At 63.2% G+C, this 16,763-nt stretch carries 14 protein-coding genes and 1 pseudogene; all 15 read right to left on the reverse strand.

Translation table 11 applies throughout. The features are described 5' to 3' along the window. A pseudogene (locus QZY06_RS22100) lies at positions 1-152 on the reverse strand (EamA family transporter); the annotation flags it as partial. A 31-nt stretch (positions 153-183) separates the two neighbouring features. Next, positions 184-813 carry a class I SAM-dependent methyltransferase gene (locus QZY06_RS02395; protein ID WP_295679685.1) on the reverse strand — a complete coding sequence of 210 codons (630 nt, stop codon included), beginning with the start codon at positions 811-813 and terminating at the stop codon, positions 184-186. Further along, positions 810-1,373: a hypothetical protein gene (locus tag QZY06_RS02400; protein WP_295679688.1), complete on the reverse strand. Its 564-nt coding sequence runs from the start codon at positions 1,371-1,373 to the stop codon at positions 810-812. The genes QZY06_RS02395 and QZY06_RS02400 overlap by 4 nt, the downstream gene beginning before the upstream one ends. Before the next feature lie 10 nt (positions 1,374-1,383). Continuing rightward, positions 1,384-2,055: a HupE/UreJ family protein gene (locus tag QZY06_RS02405; RefSeq protein ID WP_295679691.1), complete on the reverse strand. Its 672-nt coding sequence runs from the start codon at positions 2,053-2,055 to the stop codon at positions 1,384-1,386. A gap of 14 nt (positions 2,056-2,069) precedes the next feature. Beyond that, positions 2,070-2,291: a hypothetical protein gene (locus QZY06_RS02410; RefSeq protein ID WP_295679694.1), complete on the reverse strand. Its 222-nt coding sequence runs from the start codon at positions 2,289-2,291 to the stop codon at positions 2,070-2,072. A gap of 70 nt (positions 2,292-2,361) precedes the next feature. After that, complete coding sequence (locus tag QZY06_RS02415; RefSeq protein WP_295679696.1) at positions 2,362-3,615, reverse strand: TolC family protein; 1,254 nt, start codon at positions 3,613-3,615, stop codon at positions 2,362-2,364. After that, complete coding sequence (locus QZY06_RS02420; RefSeq protein ID WP_295679700.1) at positions 3,612-3,914, reverse strand: DUF3240 family protein; 303 nt, start codon at positions 3,912-3,914, stop codon at positions 3,612-3,614. The genes QZY06_RS02415 and QZY06_RS02420 overlap by 4 nt, the downstream gene beginning before the upstream one ends. After that, on the reverse strand, positions 3,907-6,990 hold the full coding sequence (locus tag QZY06_RS02425) for a CusA/CzcA family heavy metal efflux RND transporter (protein WP_295679703.1): 3,084 nt from the start codon (positions 6,988-6,990) through the stop codon (positions 3,907-3,909). The genes QZY06_RS02420 and QZY06_RS02425 overlap by 8 nt, the downstream gene beginning before the upstream one ends. Continuing rightward, positions 6,990-8,066, reverse strand: coding sequence for an efflux RND transporter periplasmic adaptor subunit (locus QZY06_RS02430; RefSeq protein ID WP_295679719.1), 1,077 nt, complete (start codon positions 8,064-8,066; stop codon positions 6,990-6,992). Before QZY06_RS02430 ends, QZY06_RS02425 begins: the two co-directional genes overlap by 1 nt. Before the next feature lie 285 nt (positions 8,067-8,351). Continuing rightward, positions 8,352-8,801 carry a hypothetical protein gene (locus QZY06_RS02435; RefSeq protein WP_295679705.1) on the reverse strand — a complete coding sequence of 150 codons (450 nt, stop codon included), beginning with the start codon at positions 8,799-8,801 and terminating at the stop codon, positions 8,352-8,354. A 91-nt stretch (positions 8,802-8,892) separates the two neighbouring features. Then, positions 8,893-9,375 (reverse strand): DUF6328 family protein, encoded by a 483-nt coding sequence (locus QZY06_RS02440; protein WP_295679706.1) that lies wholly within the window; start codon positions 9,373-9,375, stop codon positions 8,893-8,895. Positions 9,376-9,471: 96 nt separating this feature from the next. Continuing rightward, a complete protein-coding gene (locus QZY06_RS02445) occupies positions 9,472-10,029 on the reverse strand; it encodes a DUF411 domain-containing protein (RefSeq protein WP_295679709.1) in 558 nt (185 codons plus the stop codon). Between the two features lie 54 nt (positions 10,030-10,083). Then, positions 10,084-12,312 carry a cation-translocating P-type ATPase gene (locus QZY06_RS02450; RefSeq protein ID WP_295679711.1) on the reverse strand — a complete coding sequence of 743 codons (2,229 nt, stop codon included), beginning with the start codon at positions 12,310-12,312 and terminating at the stop codon, positions 10,084-10,086. 31 nt (positions 12,313-12,343) lie between these two features. Then, positions 12,344-15,541 (reverse strand): CusA/CzcA family heavy metal efflux RND transporter, encoded by a 3,198-nt coding sequence (locus QZY06_RS02455; RefSeq protein WP_295679713.1) that lies wholly within the window; start codon positions 15,539-15,541, stop codon positions 12,344-12,346. Between the two features lie 10 nt (positions 15,542-15,551). Then, positions 15,552-16,676: an efflux RND transporter periplasmic adaptor subunit gene (locus QZY06_RS02460; protein WP_295679716.1), complete on the reverse strand. Its 1,125-nt coding sequence runs from the start codon at positions 16,674-16,676 to the stop codon at positions 15,552-15,554. Positions 16,677-16,763 lie beyond the last annotated feature (87 nt).

A 16,763-nucleotide genomic window follows, 5' to 3' on the forward strand; every position in this document is an offset into this window, starting at 1 on the left:
AGGTACAGCAGTCCGGCGAGCAACCAGGGGCTGAGACCATCGAGCAGCATTTTCGCCAGCGGCGTGCCCGCGCCGAACAGAAGTGCAGCGATCAAGGCGGCGGCAATCCCGGGCGATTTCGGGCGGCGATACAGACGGTAGAGCCCAGTCATCGGTCATTCAACCGCTTGCGTTGTAAACGCTTCATGCGATCCGCCTCCGGCACCAGCAGTAAACGAATGCCTGAATCGAACCCGATGGCGTGTGGTGCGCTTCAGTGGTCGTCTTCACCAGTTCGAACGCCGCGCTGAACTGCGAGTAAAGGCCTTGCGCCGAGTAGCGCTGCACCGGCAACCCACTGCATTTTTCCGGGCCGTTCTCGGCGAAGGTGCCGATGATCAGGTGTCCCCCCGGTTTGACCGCTTGGCTGAGCGTTCGAACGTAGGCGGCACGATCGTCCGCTTCGTTCAGGAAGTGGAAGACGGCGCGGTCGTGCCATAGCTCGATGCTCGCTTCCGGGAATGTGGTTCGGGTGATGTCGGCTTCCAGCCATCGAACCCCATCGCCCCGCGCACCGAGCCGGCTTGCAGCCGCATCGAGCGCTGCTTCCGAGAGATCGAGGACCGATAGTGTGCTGTAACCGAGTTCAAGCAGATCGTCGACGAGGGTCGACGCGCCGCCACCAACGTCGATGATCGGCGCACCGAGATTGATGCCGGTTTCGCGGATCAGGCTCAGCGAAACGCTGGCATGCGGTTGATACCAGCTCACGGCATCGGTGGCCTTGGTCGAGTACACCTGCTCCCAGTGCGATTTCATTGCAGGAAGTGTCATGGCATGTACAGCCTTTCGAACCAGCCGCTGACTTTCACCGTGACGGTAACCGGCTCGCTGCCCTTGTTCTTCCAGTACCAGCCATGCGAGCCATCGAACGGCGCCGTGAAGCTGCCATGGCCGCTGGTCTTGCCGCGATCCTTCCAGTAGCTGGTGAACGCGTCGCCCGCATTCGGCTCCTCGCCGTGCATGTCGAAATTCACCGGGCCGCCGTCGGTACTCCAGTTGAACACGAAGGTGTCACCGGCCCGCATCAGTGCCTTGATCTCGGCACCCTGGTTCGCTTGCAGAACGAGGCTCATCTCGCTGCTCTGGAATGGCGTCTCGCGCTGGACGACCAGTGTTGCGGGCGCGGCTTCAACGGGCGTTGATGGCGCTGCATCGGCGGCGGTACTCAAAGCTTTGAGACCCAGCACTTGACCCATGCCGGTTGGATCGAGGCCGTACTCAGCCGGCAGCACCGTGGTCAGCAGAATGGCGGCGGCCAGCAGCAGCGCACCGCCGGTAGCCTTGAGCAATTGCGGCGTCGTGGCCTGAATGGATGTGGGGATAGACGTCATATCCGGGTCCTCAAGATTGGAAGTAACCGACCAGCTGATAGCCCGCGAGCACGAAGCCGGCGGTCATCAGCAAGGCGTTGGCGGCGAAGGCTTGCCGGGCGAACAGCGATGAACGTCGCCAGAAGCCCATCACGATCAGGATCGCGGCCAGGGCCAGCAGTTGACCAAGCTCGACGCCGACATTGAAGGCCAGCATGTTCGGCACCAGCCCGTCGGCCGACAGCTGGAAGTCCTGCAGCTTGGTCGCCAGGCCGAAGCCATGGAAGAAGCCGAAGATCAAAACCGCTGCCTTGGTGTTCGGCTGCACGCCAAACCAGGTCTTGAACGCACCCAGATTGTCGAGCGCCTTGTAGACCACCGACAGACCGATGATTGCGTCGACCAGATACGGGTTGACGTGAGTGCCGCTGAGCACGCCGAACAGCAGAGTGCTGCTGTGGCCGATCGCGAACAGCGTGACGTAGAGGCCCACTTCCTTGAGCCGGTACAGGAAGAAGATCACGCCGAACAGGAACAGCAGATGGTCGTAGCCGGTGACCATGTGCTTGGCACCGAGGTACAGGAACGGCAGCAACTGCAGGCCGGCGCTGCCTTCGATGAACATCCGGTCGTCGTCGGCCACGCCGTGCGCTGCGGCGACGCCGGACAGCAACAGACCCGGCAACAGTGCAAGGCGGAGCATCGAAGATTGGCGGATCACGGCTGCTTCGGTTCAACCGGCGCCGGTTTGTCCTTGGCTGCGGCTGGTTTCGGCTTCGCGACTTCGGACTTCTTCGCCGGCTTCGCTCCGTCCTTGCCAGATTCCTGCGTCGATGGTACCGGCGCGTCGTCATCCTCATCATCGTGATTGCCGTGGGCAAAGGCCGGGGCGGCGATCAGGCTCAGCAGTAGCAGGGCAAGCAGGTATTTCAGGTTCATCGGAGGCTCCTCCTGGGAGATGTGAATCAACAATAGCTTTGACGCAGTTGTGGTCGGGCTGGCAATCCAATCATTCGTGCTCCAGATCCCAAGTCCAATGAGCATCAATCACCAGGCCGTAGTAAGCCTTGAGAGCGGTAGCTTGTGCCTGTACTGCGTTGTTCGCAGCGGTCGCGGCCTGGCGTCGAGCAACCAGCAGGTCCAGCAGGCCAGCTTCACCGAGCGAGTAGGCGCGCTGGATGAAGCCGGCGTTCTCCTGCATGGCCGTCGTCCCTTCGGCGGCGATTTGCATACTCTGGAACGCGCCCCGAGCAGCAGCGAATTCGCTGGCAATGCCGGACTCGAATTCACGCCTTTTCGCTTCCGCCTCGTAGCGCGCGACCTCCGCACCGGCCGCAGCACTCCTGCTGCGCTGGCTGCGGATACCGCCCGGGAGTGGGATTGGCACGCTGACCGACACCCCGATGATCTTCTGCTGACCGCTGGTCTCGGACGTTGTGTAGGCCCCGATCGTCGGATCGGGGATGCGATCGGCCCGGGCGCGTGCCGCCAGCGAGTCGGCGCTCTTCGCGCGGAACTCGGCGACTTTCAGCTCGTCACTCTGGCTGAGAATGCGCTCGCGCCAGGCACTCGTATCGGCGTCGATCGGCAATGGCATCGGCATCGGGACGGCTTGCTGGCCAATGCCGGGGAAGCGGCCCGATAGCCGCGTCCACGCCACCGTGGCGGCAGTCTTGGCATCGTTTTCCTGCCGTCGCTGTTCCACCAGTTCGGCACGCGCGGTGCCCAGGTCCAGACGCGCGGCATCACCGGCGCGGGCGCGCTTCTCGACAGCCCCCAGACTTTCCTCGAACGAACGCAGGCTGATGGCCGCCAGTTCTCGCGCCCGCTCGGCAGCCAGCCAGTCCACCCAGAGCGCCGCGAGATCGCGTGCCGCTTCATGCAGGGCTTCTCCATAGGCCGCTTCGGAGGCCGCGATGCCGGTTTTGCCGATCGCGCGATCGGCCGCCGCCTTGGCCGGCAGGCGGATCGTGCGTTCGATGCCGGCCGACCACTCGCTGTAATTGCGATCGTTCTGGACATCGCGCTGCTGTCCATAGCCCTGGGCAGTCCATTCGTAGGGAGAGACTTCAAGACCCCGCGCCTCGGCGTTCGCGCGATCGAGGCCGGCGCGCGCCGCGCTGACCGAGGGATCGTGCTCCAGCAGCGGACGCGCAATTTCCGTTGGCAGCAAGCCCGGTGCCCGGAACAGCGGCTCCGCCTGCGCCGTTCCAGACATCAGGATCGCAGCGAGGAAGGGGTTCAGCAGATAGCGCGCCTTCATGCGATGGCTCCCGTTTCGAGCACCGGCATCAGCCAGTAGCGAATTCCGGTGCCGGCAAACTGCTGCTTCAGGTGATTGATGAGATGCGTCCTGTATTGCTCAGGGAAGACCAGCTGGATCTGCACCGCCGAGGCGCGACCGAGCACCTGCTCGTTGGCGTTCAGACGGCCGAACGCGAGGCCGTGGGCCGCTGTTTTATCGCTGGTGAAAACCGTGACGTGAGGAGACATCAACAACCAGTCGAGCAGGTTTTCTTCGATGCTCGGCGGGCACAGCAGGGTCAGGCATAGGTCAGACATGAACGGTCTCCGGCTTCGGGGAGGCAAAGCGCAGGTAGAGGATCGGCAGCACCATCAAGGTCAGCGCCGTGGCGGTGATCAGGCCGCCGATGACGACGATCGCCAGCGGCCGCTGGATCTCCGATCCGGGGCCGGTGGCGAACAGCAGCGGGATCAGACCGAAGGCGGTGATCGACGCGGTCATCAGCACCGGTCGCAATCGGCGTTTGGCGCCTTGCACCACGACATCGACCGGGTTCATGCCTTCGCTTTGCAGCTGGTTGAAGTAGCTCACCAGCATCACGCCGTTGAGCACGGCGATGCCGAGCAAGGCGATGAAGCCCACCGAGGCGGGTACGGAGACGTACTCACCGGTGATCCACAGGGCGAAGATGCCGCCGACCAGCGCGAACGGGATGTTGCTCAGAATCAGAAGCGACTGCTTCACCGAGCGGAACGTCGCGAACAGTAGGATGAAGATCATTACCAGCGCGACCGGGACAACGATGGTCAGCCGTGCCGCCGCCCGCTGCTGGTTCTCGAATTGGCCACCCCAGGTGATCCGGTAACCGGTCGGTAAAGGCACTTCCTTGGCCACCAGTGCCTTGGCTTCCTCGACGAAGCCGACCAGATCGCGACCGGCAACATTGGCGATCACCACGCTGTAGCGGCTACCCATCTCGCGGTCGATCTTCACTGGGCCATCGGCGCGCTCCAGCGTGGCAACGCTGCTCAGTGGCACGGTGCTGCCGTCGCTGGTGGTAATCCGCACGGCACCGAAGTCTGATGGCGAAAGCCTGACTCCGGCACCGCCGCGCAGCACGATCGGCGTGCGGCGATTGCCTTCGATGACCATGCCCGCAGGCTGGCCTTCGATCTGCAAGCGCAGTGCGTCCTGAATCTCCTCGACACTCAGACCCAGACGGCCGGCGTGCAGCCGGTCCACCGCGACGCGCAGGTACTGCACACCCTCGTTCTGAACGGTGTACACGTCCTGGCTGCCGGCGACGGTCTTGACCAGAGTTTCGATCTTCGCAGCGAAAGCGTTGAGCTGCGCCAGATCCGGGCCGAACACCTTGATCGCCAGATCGCCGCGCACGCCGATGATCATTTCCGAGACGCGCATCTCGATCGGCTGGGTGAAGCTATAGCTGATGCCGGGCATCGGATCGAGCACCTTGCGCACCTCATCCATCAAGGCTTCCTTGCTGCGCATGCGCCATTCGCTGGGCTGTTTCAGCAGCAGATAGGTGTCGGTCTGGTTGAGACCCATCGGGTCCAGACCGATCTCGTCCGAGCCCGCCCGGGCGACGATGCCGGTGACTTCCGGCAAGGCCGCCATGATCGAGCGATGAATCATCAGATCGAGTGCTGCGCTCTGTTCCAAGCTCACGGAAGGCAGCTTTTCGATGCCGACGATCAGATCACCCTCATCCATCGTCGGCAGAAAGGTCTTGCCGACCAGCGTATAGACCACGCCGGCCGCGATTAGCAGGCCGATGGCTCCGCCCGCGACGATGCCCTGCCGTCTGAGGCCCCAGGCGAGGATTGGTTCGTAAAGCGCCAGCAGCTTGCGCGGCAGCCAGGGCTCTTCATGGCTGACTTCGCGCAACAGGAAGGACGCCAACACCGGAATCGCGGTCAGCGACAGCAGCAGCGAGCCGGCCAGCGCGAAGACGATGGTCAGCGCCACCGGCACGAAATACTTGCCTTCGAGGCCCTGCAGGGTCAGCAAGGGCAGGAACACGGTGATGATGATGACGATGCCGGCGGTGACCGGTGTCGCCACTTCGCGCACCGCCCGGTAGATCGTATGCAGCCGTGGCAGCTTGCCGGCCGTCGGATCGTGCGCCAGCCGCTGGACGATATTCTCGACCACCACGACAGCCGCATCGACAAGCATGCCGATAGCGATGGCGAGACCGCCGAGACTCATCAGGTTCGCGGACATGCCAACGGCCCGCATCATGATGAAGGTGATCAGCGCGGCCAGTGGCAGCACCAGCGCCACGGTCAATGCCGCGCGCAGATTGCCGAGGAACAGCACCAGCAGCACTACGACCAGCACCGTTGCTTCGAGCAGCGCCTTCGACACCGCACCGACGGCTTTGCTGACCAGCGACGCGCGGTTGTAGAAGGTTTCCAGGTGTACGCCGGGCGGCAGGGTTGGCTGCAATTCCAGCAGCTTCCTATTCACCCCTTCGACTACCTGCTTGGCATTGGCACCGGCGAGTCCGAGCACCAGCCCCTGTACCGCTTCTTCCTTGCCGCTCTGGGTGACTACGCCATAGCGCGTGGTCGTGCCGATTCTTACTTCGGCGAGATTGCCGACGCTCACCGGCGAGCCATTCGCGGTCTTCACCACGATCGCGCGCAAGTCATCCAGGCTGGTGACATTGCCCTCGGTGCGGACCAACAGCACTTCGTCGCCCTCGCCAAGACGGCCAGCACCGTCATTGCGGTTGTTGGCCTCGATAGCTTCTTTCAGTTGCGCTACGGTCACACCGCTTGCAGCCATCCGCACCTGATCGGGCACCACCTCGTAGGCGCGCACAACGCCACCGAGGGCGTTGACATCGGCCACACCTGGCACCGTGCGCAAGGCCGGGCGAATCACCCAGTCGAGCAGGCTGCGGCGATCGGCCAGCGACATGCCCTCGGCTTCCACCGTGAACATGTACATCTCGCCGAGCGGCGTGGTTACCGGTGCCATGCCGCCGCTGATACCCGCCGGCAGACTTCCGCTCAAGCCGCCCAGACGTTCGGCGACCTGCTGGCGCGCCCAGTAGATGTCGGTGCCATCGACGAAATCAATGGTCACGTCGACCAGGCCGTATTTGGTGACCGAGCGCAGGATCTTGGTGTTCGGAATGCCGAGCATTTCAACCTCGATCGGCACCGCGATCCGGCTCTCGACCTCTTCCGGCGTCATGCCGGGTGCCTTCATGATGATCTTGACCTGGGTGCTCGACACGTCCGGGAAGGCATCGATCGGCAGGCCCGAGAACGCCACCCAGCCGGCGGCGCCGAGCAACAGCGTGGCGATCAGTACGAACAGTCGTTGCGACAGGCAGAACTGCACGAGTCGAATGAGCATCACTCGGCTCCTCCCTCGTTGAGCCAGGCGCCCTTGAGGGCGACCACGCCGCTCACGGCCACTGCGTCGCCTGCCTTGAGCGCACCTTGCACCCGCACGCGCTGTCCGGCACTGGCGGAAACCGTGACCGGCCGCGCTTCGAAACCATCCAGAGTACGAACGAAGACCACGGCAAGCGCACCGTCATGGGCCACTGCCACCAACGGCAGATCCCAGCCTCCCGACGTGGCCTTCACCGGCAGATTGACGGTCACGAATTCACCGGGGCGCAGCTCACCGAGCTTGCCGTCGAGCTCGGCGCGCAACACCACGGTCTGGCTGCCGGACGCGACCATCGCGCTGCTGCTCAGCACCTGACCCGTGATCTCGCGACCCTGTACCTTGACCGCCGTGCCGGGTTGCCAATTAGCGTCGTTGCTCGCCGGGATCTGGATGTCCAGCCACAGCTTGTCGGTACGCGCGATATGTATCAGGGCATCCGCACCGTTGACCCTCTGGCCGTTCTTGGCCTCGATTTCCGTGATTACGCCAGCGCTGGCCGCAACCAGGGTCAGACCGTCCTGAGGATCACCGGACGCAATGACCTGATTGATCACCGCAACCGGCATTCCACTGAGACGGAGGGCGGCTTTTGCCTGCTTCAGCGAAGCCTCGTGCTCGCTCAAGGCCGCCTGTGCTTCCTGCACCCGCCGCTCGGGAATGATGCCCTCGTCAAGCAACTGCTTTTCGCGTTGCGCCGTCTGGCGCGCCAAAGTGGCTCGCGAGTGGGCCTGCAGAAGCTGGAGCTGCAATTGCCCCAATTCAGGGCTTGCGATCCGCAATAAGGGTGCGCCGGTCTTCACCGAATCGTTCTGCTGAACGAGCACCTGGGTGATCAATCCAGACACCGGCGAGCTGATCACCTGCTCGGCATTCGGCGGCACCATCACTTGGGCAGGGAAACTTGCGCGCACCGTTTCACCGCCGGCCTGCAGTGACTCGGTCCGGATGCCGAGAGCACGCAACTGCGCGTCGGCAACAGCGAATCTGGCCGGTCGATCGGCCGCTGCCGCACTCAGTGCCAGCGCGCAGAACACCGTCGACAACAAGGCCTGAGCCATTGGGATTTGTTTCATGGGTTGACTCGAATGGGGAAGGTGAATAAACGCAATGGGCGCTCTGAGCGGGCCAGAAACGAACAGCCACGCGCGCAGCCAGTCAGCGCCGCTGGCGCGACGTGCAGAAATGAAAGGAGCCGAGTCAGCCTCGGGATCGATAGCCCGAGCGCCTGGGACAACAGCATGGTGAATCTCCGTCGGACAGCCCTTCAGCGCTGGATGCGCAGGGGGCGAGGCCCGGCCTGGAAGGCCGGACGTGTCGGATCAAACGACGGAGTAAAGGGGCGGCCCGCGCAATGGCGGGCGCAGCGACCTTGCGACCGATCTTGCAATCGGTGGATCGACAATCGCGCCGATCCGAAGTCTTCGGGGCGGCGCTAAAACGAAAAAGACGCAGAACAGCAAACCAGCCAGGGTCGTATCCGGCAACTGTGTGCCCGATGGCGGTTGGAGCCCTTGAAGGTCGATGTTCTCGTGGCCGTCGTGATGAATCACGGACGACACATCGGGCTCCTGATGATCGCCGTCGGACAAGGCTGTCTCGTGAGAATGCCCAGCGTCACCGTGAGACTCGTGCTGGCTTGAAGCCATGTGCTGATGCGTGAGTCCACCGATATGCCGATGGCCATGTGCGCCCGTGATCCACATGACGAGCAATGCCATACAGATAAATCCCGTGACTACCGGAGCGGCTTTTCGGAGCGTGTTCAGCATCGGGGCGATGATATCACCGGGCTACCACTGGGCTTGGGGATGCTCTGCCGCGCATACAAAGCAGCGGGTGGGAACCTTCGCTTATTCGGAATCAAAACAAGCGTTTCCCACGCAGGAACCGCGGTAGCACCCACCACAACGAGCCAATCAATCCGCCGACGGACCCCGCCAGAGCGATTCCGAGCAGGTGTCCGAACACTTCGGCGAGCACCAGTTCGGTAGCCAATATCAAAGCGAACGCCAAGGCGATCGATCCGACCAGTAGTTCATGACTGGCGAATTGCTTGAATCTCGCGCGATCATAAAGCGGCCGCAGCAGGCGATGCTGTACGGCGGGCGCACTGAACATCACCAAGCTGATCATCGAGCACAGGAACGTGGCGATGAACACCCACTTTTCGGATTGGATAACTTCAGCGAAACCGGAATTGAACGGCAGCGTGATTAGAAACGCCGTCAATAGCTGAGCACTCGGCAGGAGGATGCGCAGTTCGTTGAGCATGTCGCCCAAGTCGCCGTCGGCGGTGCTGCCGTCAGTTGCTGCGGTGCTATCGGGCGATTGGATAGCGTTCATGTTGTCGATACCAATGGGTCCGTTGAGAATCTCTCGCCGCAAGCGATCTGGCGCTTCAGCCTGCGAAACGGGCAATGGACGAGCAGTGTTTGCCGTTCATGGCCATGCGCGGTGCTTGCCGTCACGGCTGATCAACTCGAATCTTGTCACTTCGGTAGATGAGCCTTGGCCTTCGTGATCAGCCTTATTGTTGATTTGCTCCAGCCCGACGCCTTCAGGCCTTTCAGCGGCGAGCCGACGCAACAACGCTGGCGGGACATGGCCGTCGATGGTGTAGCCAAGGTACTTTGCCGGATGACAACCACGAAAGTCGGCCGGCAGGTTCCAGCGTCGTCGAGTGCCATCGAGATCCTTCAACTCGAAATCCTGGACTATGAAGCCATCGTTGCGCAGCGATTTCGCCCAGCCTTTCACGCAGCGGCAGCGATGGGTCCAGGCCATCTCGACTAGATTTTCGGGAGGGGTCGGGAATAGCTGATCCCAATTGACCACGACCGCCGCCAGCAATCCGAATGCCGCCGATATCGAGGCGATCAGCTTGATCTGGCGACTGGAAAGCCTGTCCTCAGCCGCGCCAGATTTCTCGGCGCGCAGCACTTTGCGTTTGGGGTCAGACCGAGTATCCCGAGGCTTCTTCACGATGAGCGCCAGCAAGGGAGATGCACGGCGGCTAGGGGCTTTTCGACCATTTCGATTCTCCTTGGCCCCTTATGGCTTGGCTTGCTCGGAGGATCGGAACAAGCGCAAGCCGTTACCGACCACCAGAAGGCTGGCACCCATATCGGCAAACACCGCCATCCACATCGAGGCGTTTCCGAATACCGCCAGCACAAGGAACACCGCCTTGATGCCGAGCGCGAGCGAGATGTTCTGCCAGAGCACGGCATGGGTTTTCCGCGACAGCCGGATGGCCACGGCAATGTTGCGCAGGTCGTCGTTCATGATGACGATGTCGGCGGCTTCCATCGCCGTATCGGTGCCCATGCCGCCCATGGCGATACCGATGTCGGCTTGAGCCAGCGCCGGTGCGTCGTTGATGCCGTCGCCGGTCATCGCCGTCGGGCCGTATTGGCCACGCATTTCGACAATGGCCTGCAGCTTGTCCTCCGGCAGCAGATTGCCGCGTGCATCGGCGATCCCGGCCTGCCCGGCGACGGTGCGTGCGGTGGCCGGGTTGTCACCGGTCAGCATCACCGGCGTGACGCCGAGCGACTTCAGATCGGCAATTGCGGCACGCGAGGATTCCTTGATGGTATCGGCGACAGCGAACAGCATCAGCACAGCGCTGCTCGATGCCAGCAACGTCACCGTGCGTCCGGCCTCTTCCTGAACCTTGAGCTGGGCCTCCAGCGCCGGACTGCACAGCCCGAGTTCCTCAATCAGCCGGTGATTGCCCATCATGTATTGGCTGCCATTCACCTTGCCCGAGATGCCGCGTCCGGCAATCGCCGTGAATCCCGTGACCTCGGTTGTGGTGCGATTCAGGCCGGCAGCGATCGCCTTGGATACCGGGTGATCGGATCGCGACGACAGGCTGCCTGCAACAGACCGCCAGGCTTCACCGTCGGAGCCATCGAGGATCGCGGTCTCGACCAGCTTGGGCTTGCCTTCGGTGATCGTGCCGGTCTTGTCGAGCGCAATGGCGCGGATCTTCCGGGCCTGCTCGATATAAGTGCCGCCCTTGATCAGGATTCCGCGCCTGGCTGCTGCCGCCAGCGCGCTGACCACCGTCACGGGAGTCGAGATCACCAGCGCGCAGGGACAGGCGATCACCAGCAGCACCAGCGCCTTGTACAGGGACGCCATCCAGGTCCAACCCGCCAGCCACGGCGACAGCAGCGCCACGGCCAGCGCCAGCACGAAGACGCCGGGCGTGTAGATCGCGGCGAAACGATCGACGAAGCGCTGGGTCGGTGCGCGCGAGCCTTGTGCCGCTTCAACCGCATGAATGATCCGCGCCAGCGTGGTGTTGCTGGCTGCCGCAGTGACACGGAATTCAAACTCAGCCGACTGATTGATGGTGCCGGCGAACACTGGATCGCCGATGGTCTTGTCGACCGGGATGCTTTCCCCAGTCACCGGCGACTGGTCGATGGCGCTGTTGCCGGCCGTCACCGTGCCGTCCAGCGGCAAGCGTGCTCCGGGACGGATACGCACGATGGCGTCGAGCGGAATCTCCGTCGCCGGCAGCGATACCCAGCTGCCGTCAGGTTGACGCACTTCGGCCCTTTCAGGCGTCAGTGCCATCAGACTCTGGATCGCGTTGCGCGCGCGATCCAGCGAGCGGGCCTCGATCAGTTCGGCAATCGAATACAGCGCCATCACCATCGCCGCTTCCGGCCATTGCCCGATCAGGAAGGCGCCGGTGACGGCGACGGTCATCAGCGCTGTGATGTTGAGGCGACCTCGACGCAGCGACGCAAGCCCCTTTTTGTAGGTGTCGAAGCCGGCCAGCCAGATTGCTGCGAGTGCGAGGACCATCTCGGCGACGGTGGTAGCCGTGCCATCAGATAGAAAGTACGAGATGGCTTCTGCCAATACCGCCAGTACCAGTGCCAGCACCATCCGGTGAAGGCTGGTGAACATGGCAGGAGGCTCGGAGGTGCTGGGAGTCGCCCCTGCCTCCCCCGGCTCGGCAACCGGAAGTGGCTGGGGATCGAAGCCCGCCTTGCGAATGGCGGCCAGCGCCTGCTCGACAACAGCAGGTGGCGCCTCGATGGCCATTGTCCGTGCACCAAGCTGGAAGCTCATCGCGGCGATGCCGGCAATGCCATCGACGGCATGGCGAATCTCTGACTCCTCGCTGGCGCAATCCATCGTCGAAATCCGGAACTGCTGCCGGCCGCGATCGGCAGCAACCGGCGTCGGCTCAAGCACTGGATTGGACTCGGCAGCGTTACAGCTACCGCAGGCATCACCAGCAGTGGGCTTGGTCATCTTCGGCACTCCGTATTGGATCGACTGCACATCAGCTCTGGTCTCGCTCGATCAGCTTCTTCGAGAACACCGGATACAGCGCCGGCAGCACGACCAGGGTCAGCAAGGTTGACGAGAACAGACCACCGACCACGACAGTAGCCAGCGGTCGCTGAATCTCCGAGCCGATGCCCTGGGCCAGCAGCATCGGGATCAGGCCGAGTGCGGCGATGAACGCCGTCATCAGCACCGGCCGCAGGCGTGAAAACGCACCCTCGGATACCGCCAGCGAGAAATCGCCGGACTCCAGCAATCGCTGGTTGATCGCCGTCACCATCACCACGCCATTCAGCACCGCCACACCGAACAGCGCGATGAAGCCGATCGAGCCCGGTACCGACAGGTATTGGCCGGACAGGAACAGCGCGACGATGCCGCCGATCAGGCTCAGCGGCACGTTGACCATGATCAAGGCCGCCTGACCCAGCGAGCTGAAGGCGAAGAACAGCAGCAGAAAGATCAGGCCCAGCGCCAGCGGCACGACGATCGCCAGCTTCGCCTGGGCGCGCTGCTGATTCTCGAATTGGCCGCCGAACACCACCGAATAGCCCGGTGGCAACTTCACTTCGCGGGCGATGCGCTCGTCGAGTTCCTTCACCACGCCGCCCATGTCGCGGCCTTCGACGTTGGCCTGAATCACGACACGCCGCTGCACGTCATCGCGGCGGATCTGCGGCGGACCGGCTTCGATTTCGAGATCGGCGACATCGCCCAACCGGACCTGGCTGCCGTTGGCCCCTTGCAGCACCAGCGCCTTGATCGCTTCCGTGTTCGCGCGGTTGGTCTCCGCCAGACGAACGTAGATGTCATAGCGCTCGTTGCCCTTGATGACCTGGCCGGCGGTCTTGCCGCCGATGGCGTCCGATACCAGGCTCATGACCTGGGCGACCGGGATGCCATAGCGCGCCAGCCGGTCGCGATCGGGTCGGACCACCAGTTGCGCCTGTCCCTCGATCTGCTCGATCGCGACATCCTTGGTGCCGCGGACGTTGCGGGTCAGCGCTTCGATAGCCGCCCCTTTCTCAGCAAGTACGGCGAGATCTGGCCCAAACAGCTTGATCGCCAACTGGGCACGAACGCCGGACAGCAATTCGTCGACGCGGGTGGCAATCGGCTGGCCAAACGCCACCAGCAGACCTGGAAAGGCTTCGAGCTTTTCGCCGATCAGCGCTTCCATCTCGGGCCGATTCTTCGCCGACTTCCACTCGTCGGCGGGCTTCACACCGATGTACCACTCCAGATTGTTGACATCTTCCGGGTCGCCGCCGAGTTCCGGCCGGCCGATACGGTTCAGCACGTAGGTGATCTCGGGAATCTCCATCAGCTTCGCTTCGATCTTCTGCGACAGCGCCACCGAGGTCGGCATGTTCACCGACGGTGCCAGGGTGATGCGCATGCCCAGCGTGCCTTCCTCCAGAATCGGCACGAATTCGGTGCCGAGCAACGGCACCAGGGCCAGTGCGCCGACGAACAACGCGGCTGCCGAGCCGACGATGGTCTTGCGATGACCCAGCGCCCAGCCCAACACGCTCCTATAGGTTCGCTCCAGGAAGCGCAGCACGAAGTTGTCGCGGTGATGGACCGCACCTCGGAAGAAGTAGCTCGACAAGGCCGGGATCACGAATAGCGCCACCGCCAGCGAGGCGAGCATGGCCAGCACGATCGAGATCGCCATCGGCTGGAACAGCTTGCCTTCCACGCCTTCCAGCGAGAACAGCGGGGTGAACACGACGATGATGATCAGCACCGCGAAGAACACCGGCCGGCCGACTTCGCGCGCCGCGAACATGATGCGCACGGCCATGCCGTGGCGATCGTGGGCGGAGTCGTAGGGATCGGGGTCGCCGGGATTCACCGCCTTGGTGTGGGCGGCATGCTCCGCGTCGGGTTCGGAAAGATGTTTGAAGATGTTTTCCATCATCACCACCGACCCGTCGACCATCATGCCGATGGCGATCGCCAGACCTCCGAGCGACATCAGGTTGGCCGACACGCCCCAGTACGACATGGCCGCCAGCGCCAGACCCAGTGACAGCGGAATCGACAGCAGCACCAGGAGTGTTGCGCGGATGTTCATCAGGAACAGCAGCAGCACGATGACGATCAGCACGAAGGCTTCGAGCAGCGCTTTCGTCACGGTACTGACCGCCTTGTTGACCAGATCGGCCTGGTCGTAATACGGCACCAGTTCCACCCCCTTCGGCAGCGCCTTCTGGATGATCGGCAGGCGCGCCTTGACGCCGTCAATGGTCGCCTTGGTGTTGGCACCGAGCCGCTTCAGCACGATGCCCGTGACCACTTCGCCCAACGCTCGTGGAGTGCCATCGGCGTTGCGCACCGACATCGAGACCGCACCCTGGCGGACTTCGGGGCCGTATTCGACGCGCGCCACATCGCTGACCTTCACGGCCACGCCATCGGCGTTCTTGATCGGGATATTCGCGATATCGCGCAGGCCTTCCGCGCCGCTGCGCACCCAGCCGACACCCCGCAGGACCAGTTGCTCGGCGCCTCGATCGACATACCAGCCGCCAGCATTGCGGTTGTTGTCCTCGATCGATTTCGCCACTTCCTCGACCGAAAGCTTCTGCGCCAGCAGGCGCGCAGCATCGACCTGCACTTGGTACTGCCGGACATCGCCACCGAACGACAGGATCTGGGTCACGCCCGGCGTTGGGGCCAGTAGCAGCTTCACCACCCAATCGTTGAGGCTGCGCAGCGCCATGATGTCGTATTGCTTGGGATCCTCGGCCCTCAGCGCGTACTGGAATACCTGACCGAGGCCTGACGTATTCGGACCCATTTCGGGCACGCCAACGCCGTCGGGAATCTGCTCGCGCGCCGCCTGCAGACGCTCAAAAACCAGCTGGCGGGCGAAGTACAGATCCGTCCCTTCCTTGAACACGACGGTGACCACCGACAGACCAACCTTCGATACCGAGCGCACTTCGGCAATATCTGGCAGCGCGTACATCACCGACTCCACCGGGTAGGTAATCAGCTGCTCGACTTCTTCGGCGGCAAGCCCCGGGGCCTGGGTGTTGACCACGACCTGGACGTTGGTGACATCTGGAAAGGCATCGAGATTGAGTTTGGGGATCAGCAGGGCGCAGGCGAACAGCACGCCGGCCAGTGCCAGCAGGATGAACAGGCGGCCGCGAACGGCCGCATTGACGATGGCATTGATCATGGCGTGCGCCTCAATCAGCGTCGCCGAGGCTGCCTTTCGACAGTTCGGAATTGAGGAAGAACGCACCTTGCATGGCGATCATCGCGCCGGACGCAACGCCGTCGATCTGCTTGCTCTCGCCGAGATCCTCGACGATCGTGACCTTGACCCGTCTGAACTGCGTAGCACTTTCCTGCACGAACACGGCCCAGTCGCCGTCGGTGCCTTGGTACAAAGCGTCGTTCGGTACCGAAATCGCATTCTCGATCTTGCCGATCTCGATGCGGCAATCGACGAACTCGCCGGTATGCAGGTGATCGCCCGAGGCTTTCACTTCGATGCGTACCGGAATGGTCCGGGTGCTCTCGTCAATCAGGTGATGCTTCTGGACCACGCGGCCATCCAGCCATTGGCCATCGACCTGCACCCGCGCCAGCCCGCCTTCGACGACCTTGTTGGCATTGGCCGGCGACAGATTGGCTTCGACCCAGGTCGCCGACTCATCGGCAATGATGAATATCGCGCGCCCCGGTTCGATGCGCTCGCCTTCGACGAAGGCATCGTTCAGCACCGTGCCGGCACGCGGCGCGGTCAAGGTGAACTGGCCGAGCGGAGATCCAGACCTTCCGGCAGCATCGGCGGCACTGAGGCCGTAGGCAACGAGCTTGGCGCGCGCCTGTTCGGCGGCCACACGGGCTTCGCTGTAGCGCCGTCCCCCCGACACTTCCTCGCCGAGTTCCTGCACGCGCGCCCAGTCGCGAGCCTTGAGCTGGGCTTCGCCCTGCGCTTCGGCGACTTCGACACTTGTCAGGGTCACCAGCGGCTGACCCGCCTTGACCAGATCGCCGAGCTTGGCCAGACGACGCACGACCTGCGCGGGCACCCTCGTCGTCACTTGGGCAGAGAGATAGTCATTGGCCTTCACTTCGCCGGGCGCCTGCAGCAGACGCGGAATCGTCTTGGCGACCAGCGCTTCGACCTTGATGCCGCCAAGGGCAGCGCCTTCCGGCTTGAGGGTGACGATCTCGCTTTCCGGCGCTTCGGCAGGTGTCGCTGGGGCTTCAGCGGGTGGCGGCGTCTTGGCGCCACAGCCGGTGACGGCTTGCGCGGTGATGACAACGAAAGACAGCAGGATCAGCTTCTGGTTGAAACGCATGTTCATTTCCCCGACGACGCGGTGGGATTGAGGGAGTCGGACGTGGCGGCGGCATCGAGCCAGGCCTGCCAGCGTCCAGAGGCGTCG

The sequence above is a fragment of the uncultured Nevskia sp. genome (genome assembly GCF_903885465.1).
Taxonomy (GTDB): domain Bacteria; phylum Pseudomonadota; class Gammaproteobacteria; order Nevskiales; family Nevskiaceae; genus Nevskia.

What these genes read in the sequence shown, in the direction of transcription:
- QZY06_RS02395 (WP_295679685.1), bottom strand. Translation starts at nt 813, where the DNA reads ATGACACTTCCTGCAATGAAATCGCACTGGGAGCAGGTGTACTCGACC.
- QZY06_RS02455 (WP_295679713.1), bottom strand. Translation starts at nt 15,541, where the DNA reads ATGATCAATGCCATCGTCAATGCGGCCGTTCGCGGCCGCCTGTTCATC.
- QZY06_RS02425 (WP_295679703.1), bottom strand. Translation starts at nt 6,990, where the DNA reads ATGCTCATTCGACTCGTGCAGTTCTGCCTGTCGCAACGACTGTTCGTA.
- QZY06_RS02440 (WP_295679706.1), bottom strand. Translation starts at nt 9,375, where the DNA reads ATGAACGCTATCCAATCGCCCGATAGCACCGCAGCAACTGACGGCAGC.
- QZY06_RS02405 (WP_295679691.1), bottom strand. Translation starts at nt 2,055, where the DNA reads ATGCTCCGCCTTGCACTGTTGCCGGGTCTGTTGCTGTCCGGCGTCGCC.
- QZY06_RS02435 (WP_295679705.1), bottom strand. Translation starts at nt 8,801, where the DNA reads ATGCTGAACACGCTCCGAAAAGCCGCTCCGGTAGTCACGGGATTTATC.
- QZY06_RS02460 (WP_295679716.1), bottom strand. Translation starts at nt 16,676, where the DNA reads ATGCGTTTCAACCAGAAGCTGATCCTGCTGTCTTTCGTTGTCATCACC.
- QZY06_RS02415 (WP_295679696.1), bottom strand. Translation starts at nt 3,615, where the DNA reads ATGAAGGCGCGCTATCTGCTGAACCCCTTCCTCGCTGCGATCCTGATG.
- QZY06_RS02410 (WP_295679694.1), bottom strand. Translation starts at nt 2,291, where the DNA reads ATGAACCTGAAATACCTGCTTGCCCTGCTACTGCTGAGCCTGATCGCC.
- QZY06_RS02400 (WP_295679688.1), bottom strand. Translation starts at nt 1,373, where the DNA reads ATGACGTCTATCCCCACATCCATTCAGGCCACGACGCCGCAATTGCTC.
- QZY06_RS02420 (WP_295679700.1), bottom strand. Translation starts at nt 3,914, where the DNA reads ATGTCTGACCTATGCCTGACCCTGCTGTGCCCGCCGAGCATCGAAGAA.
- QZY06_RS02450 (WP_295679711.1), bottom strand. Translation starts at nt 12,312, where the DNA reads ATGACCAAGCCCACTGCTGGTGATGCCTGCGGTAGCTGTAACGCTGCC.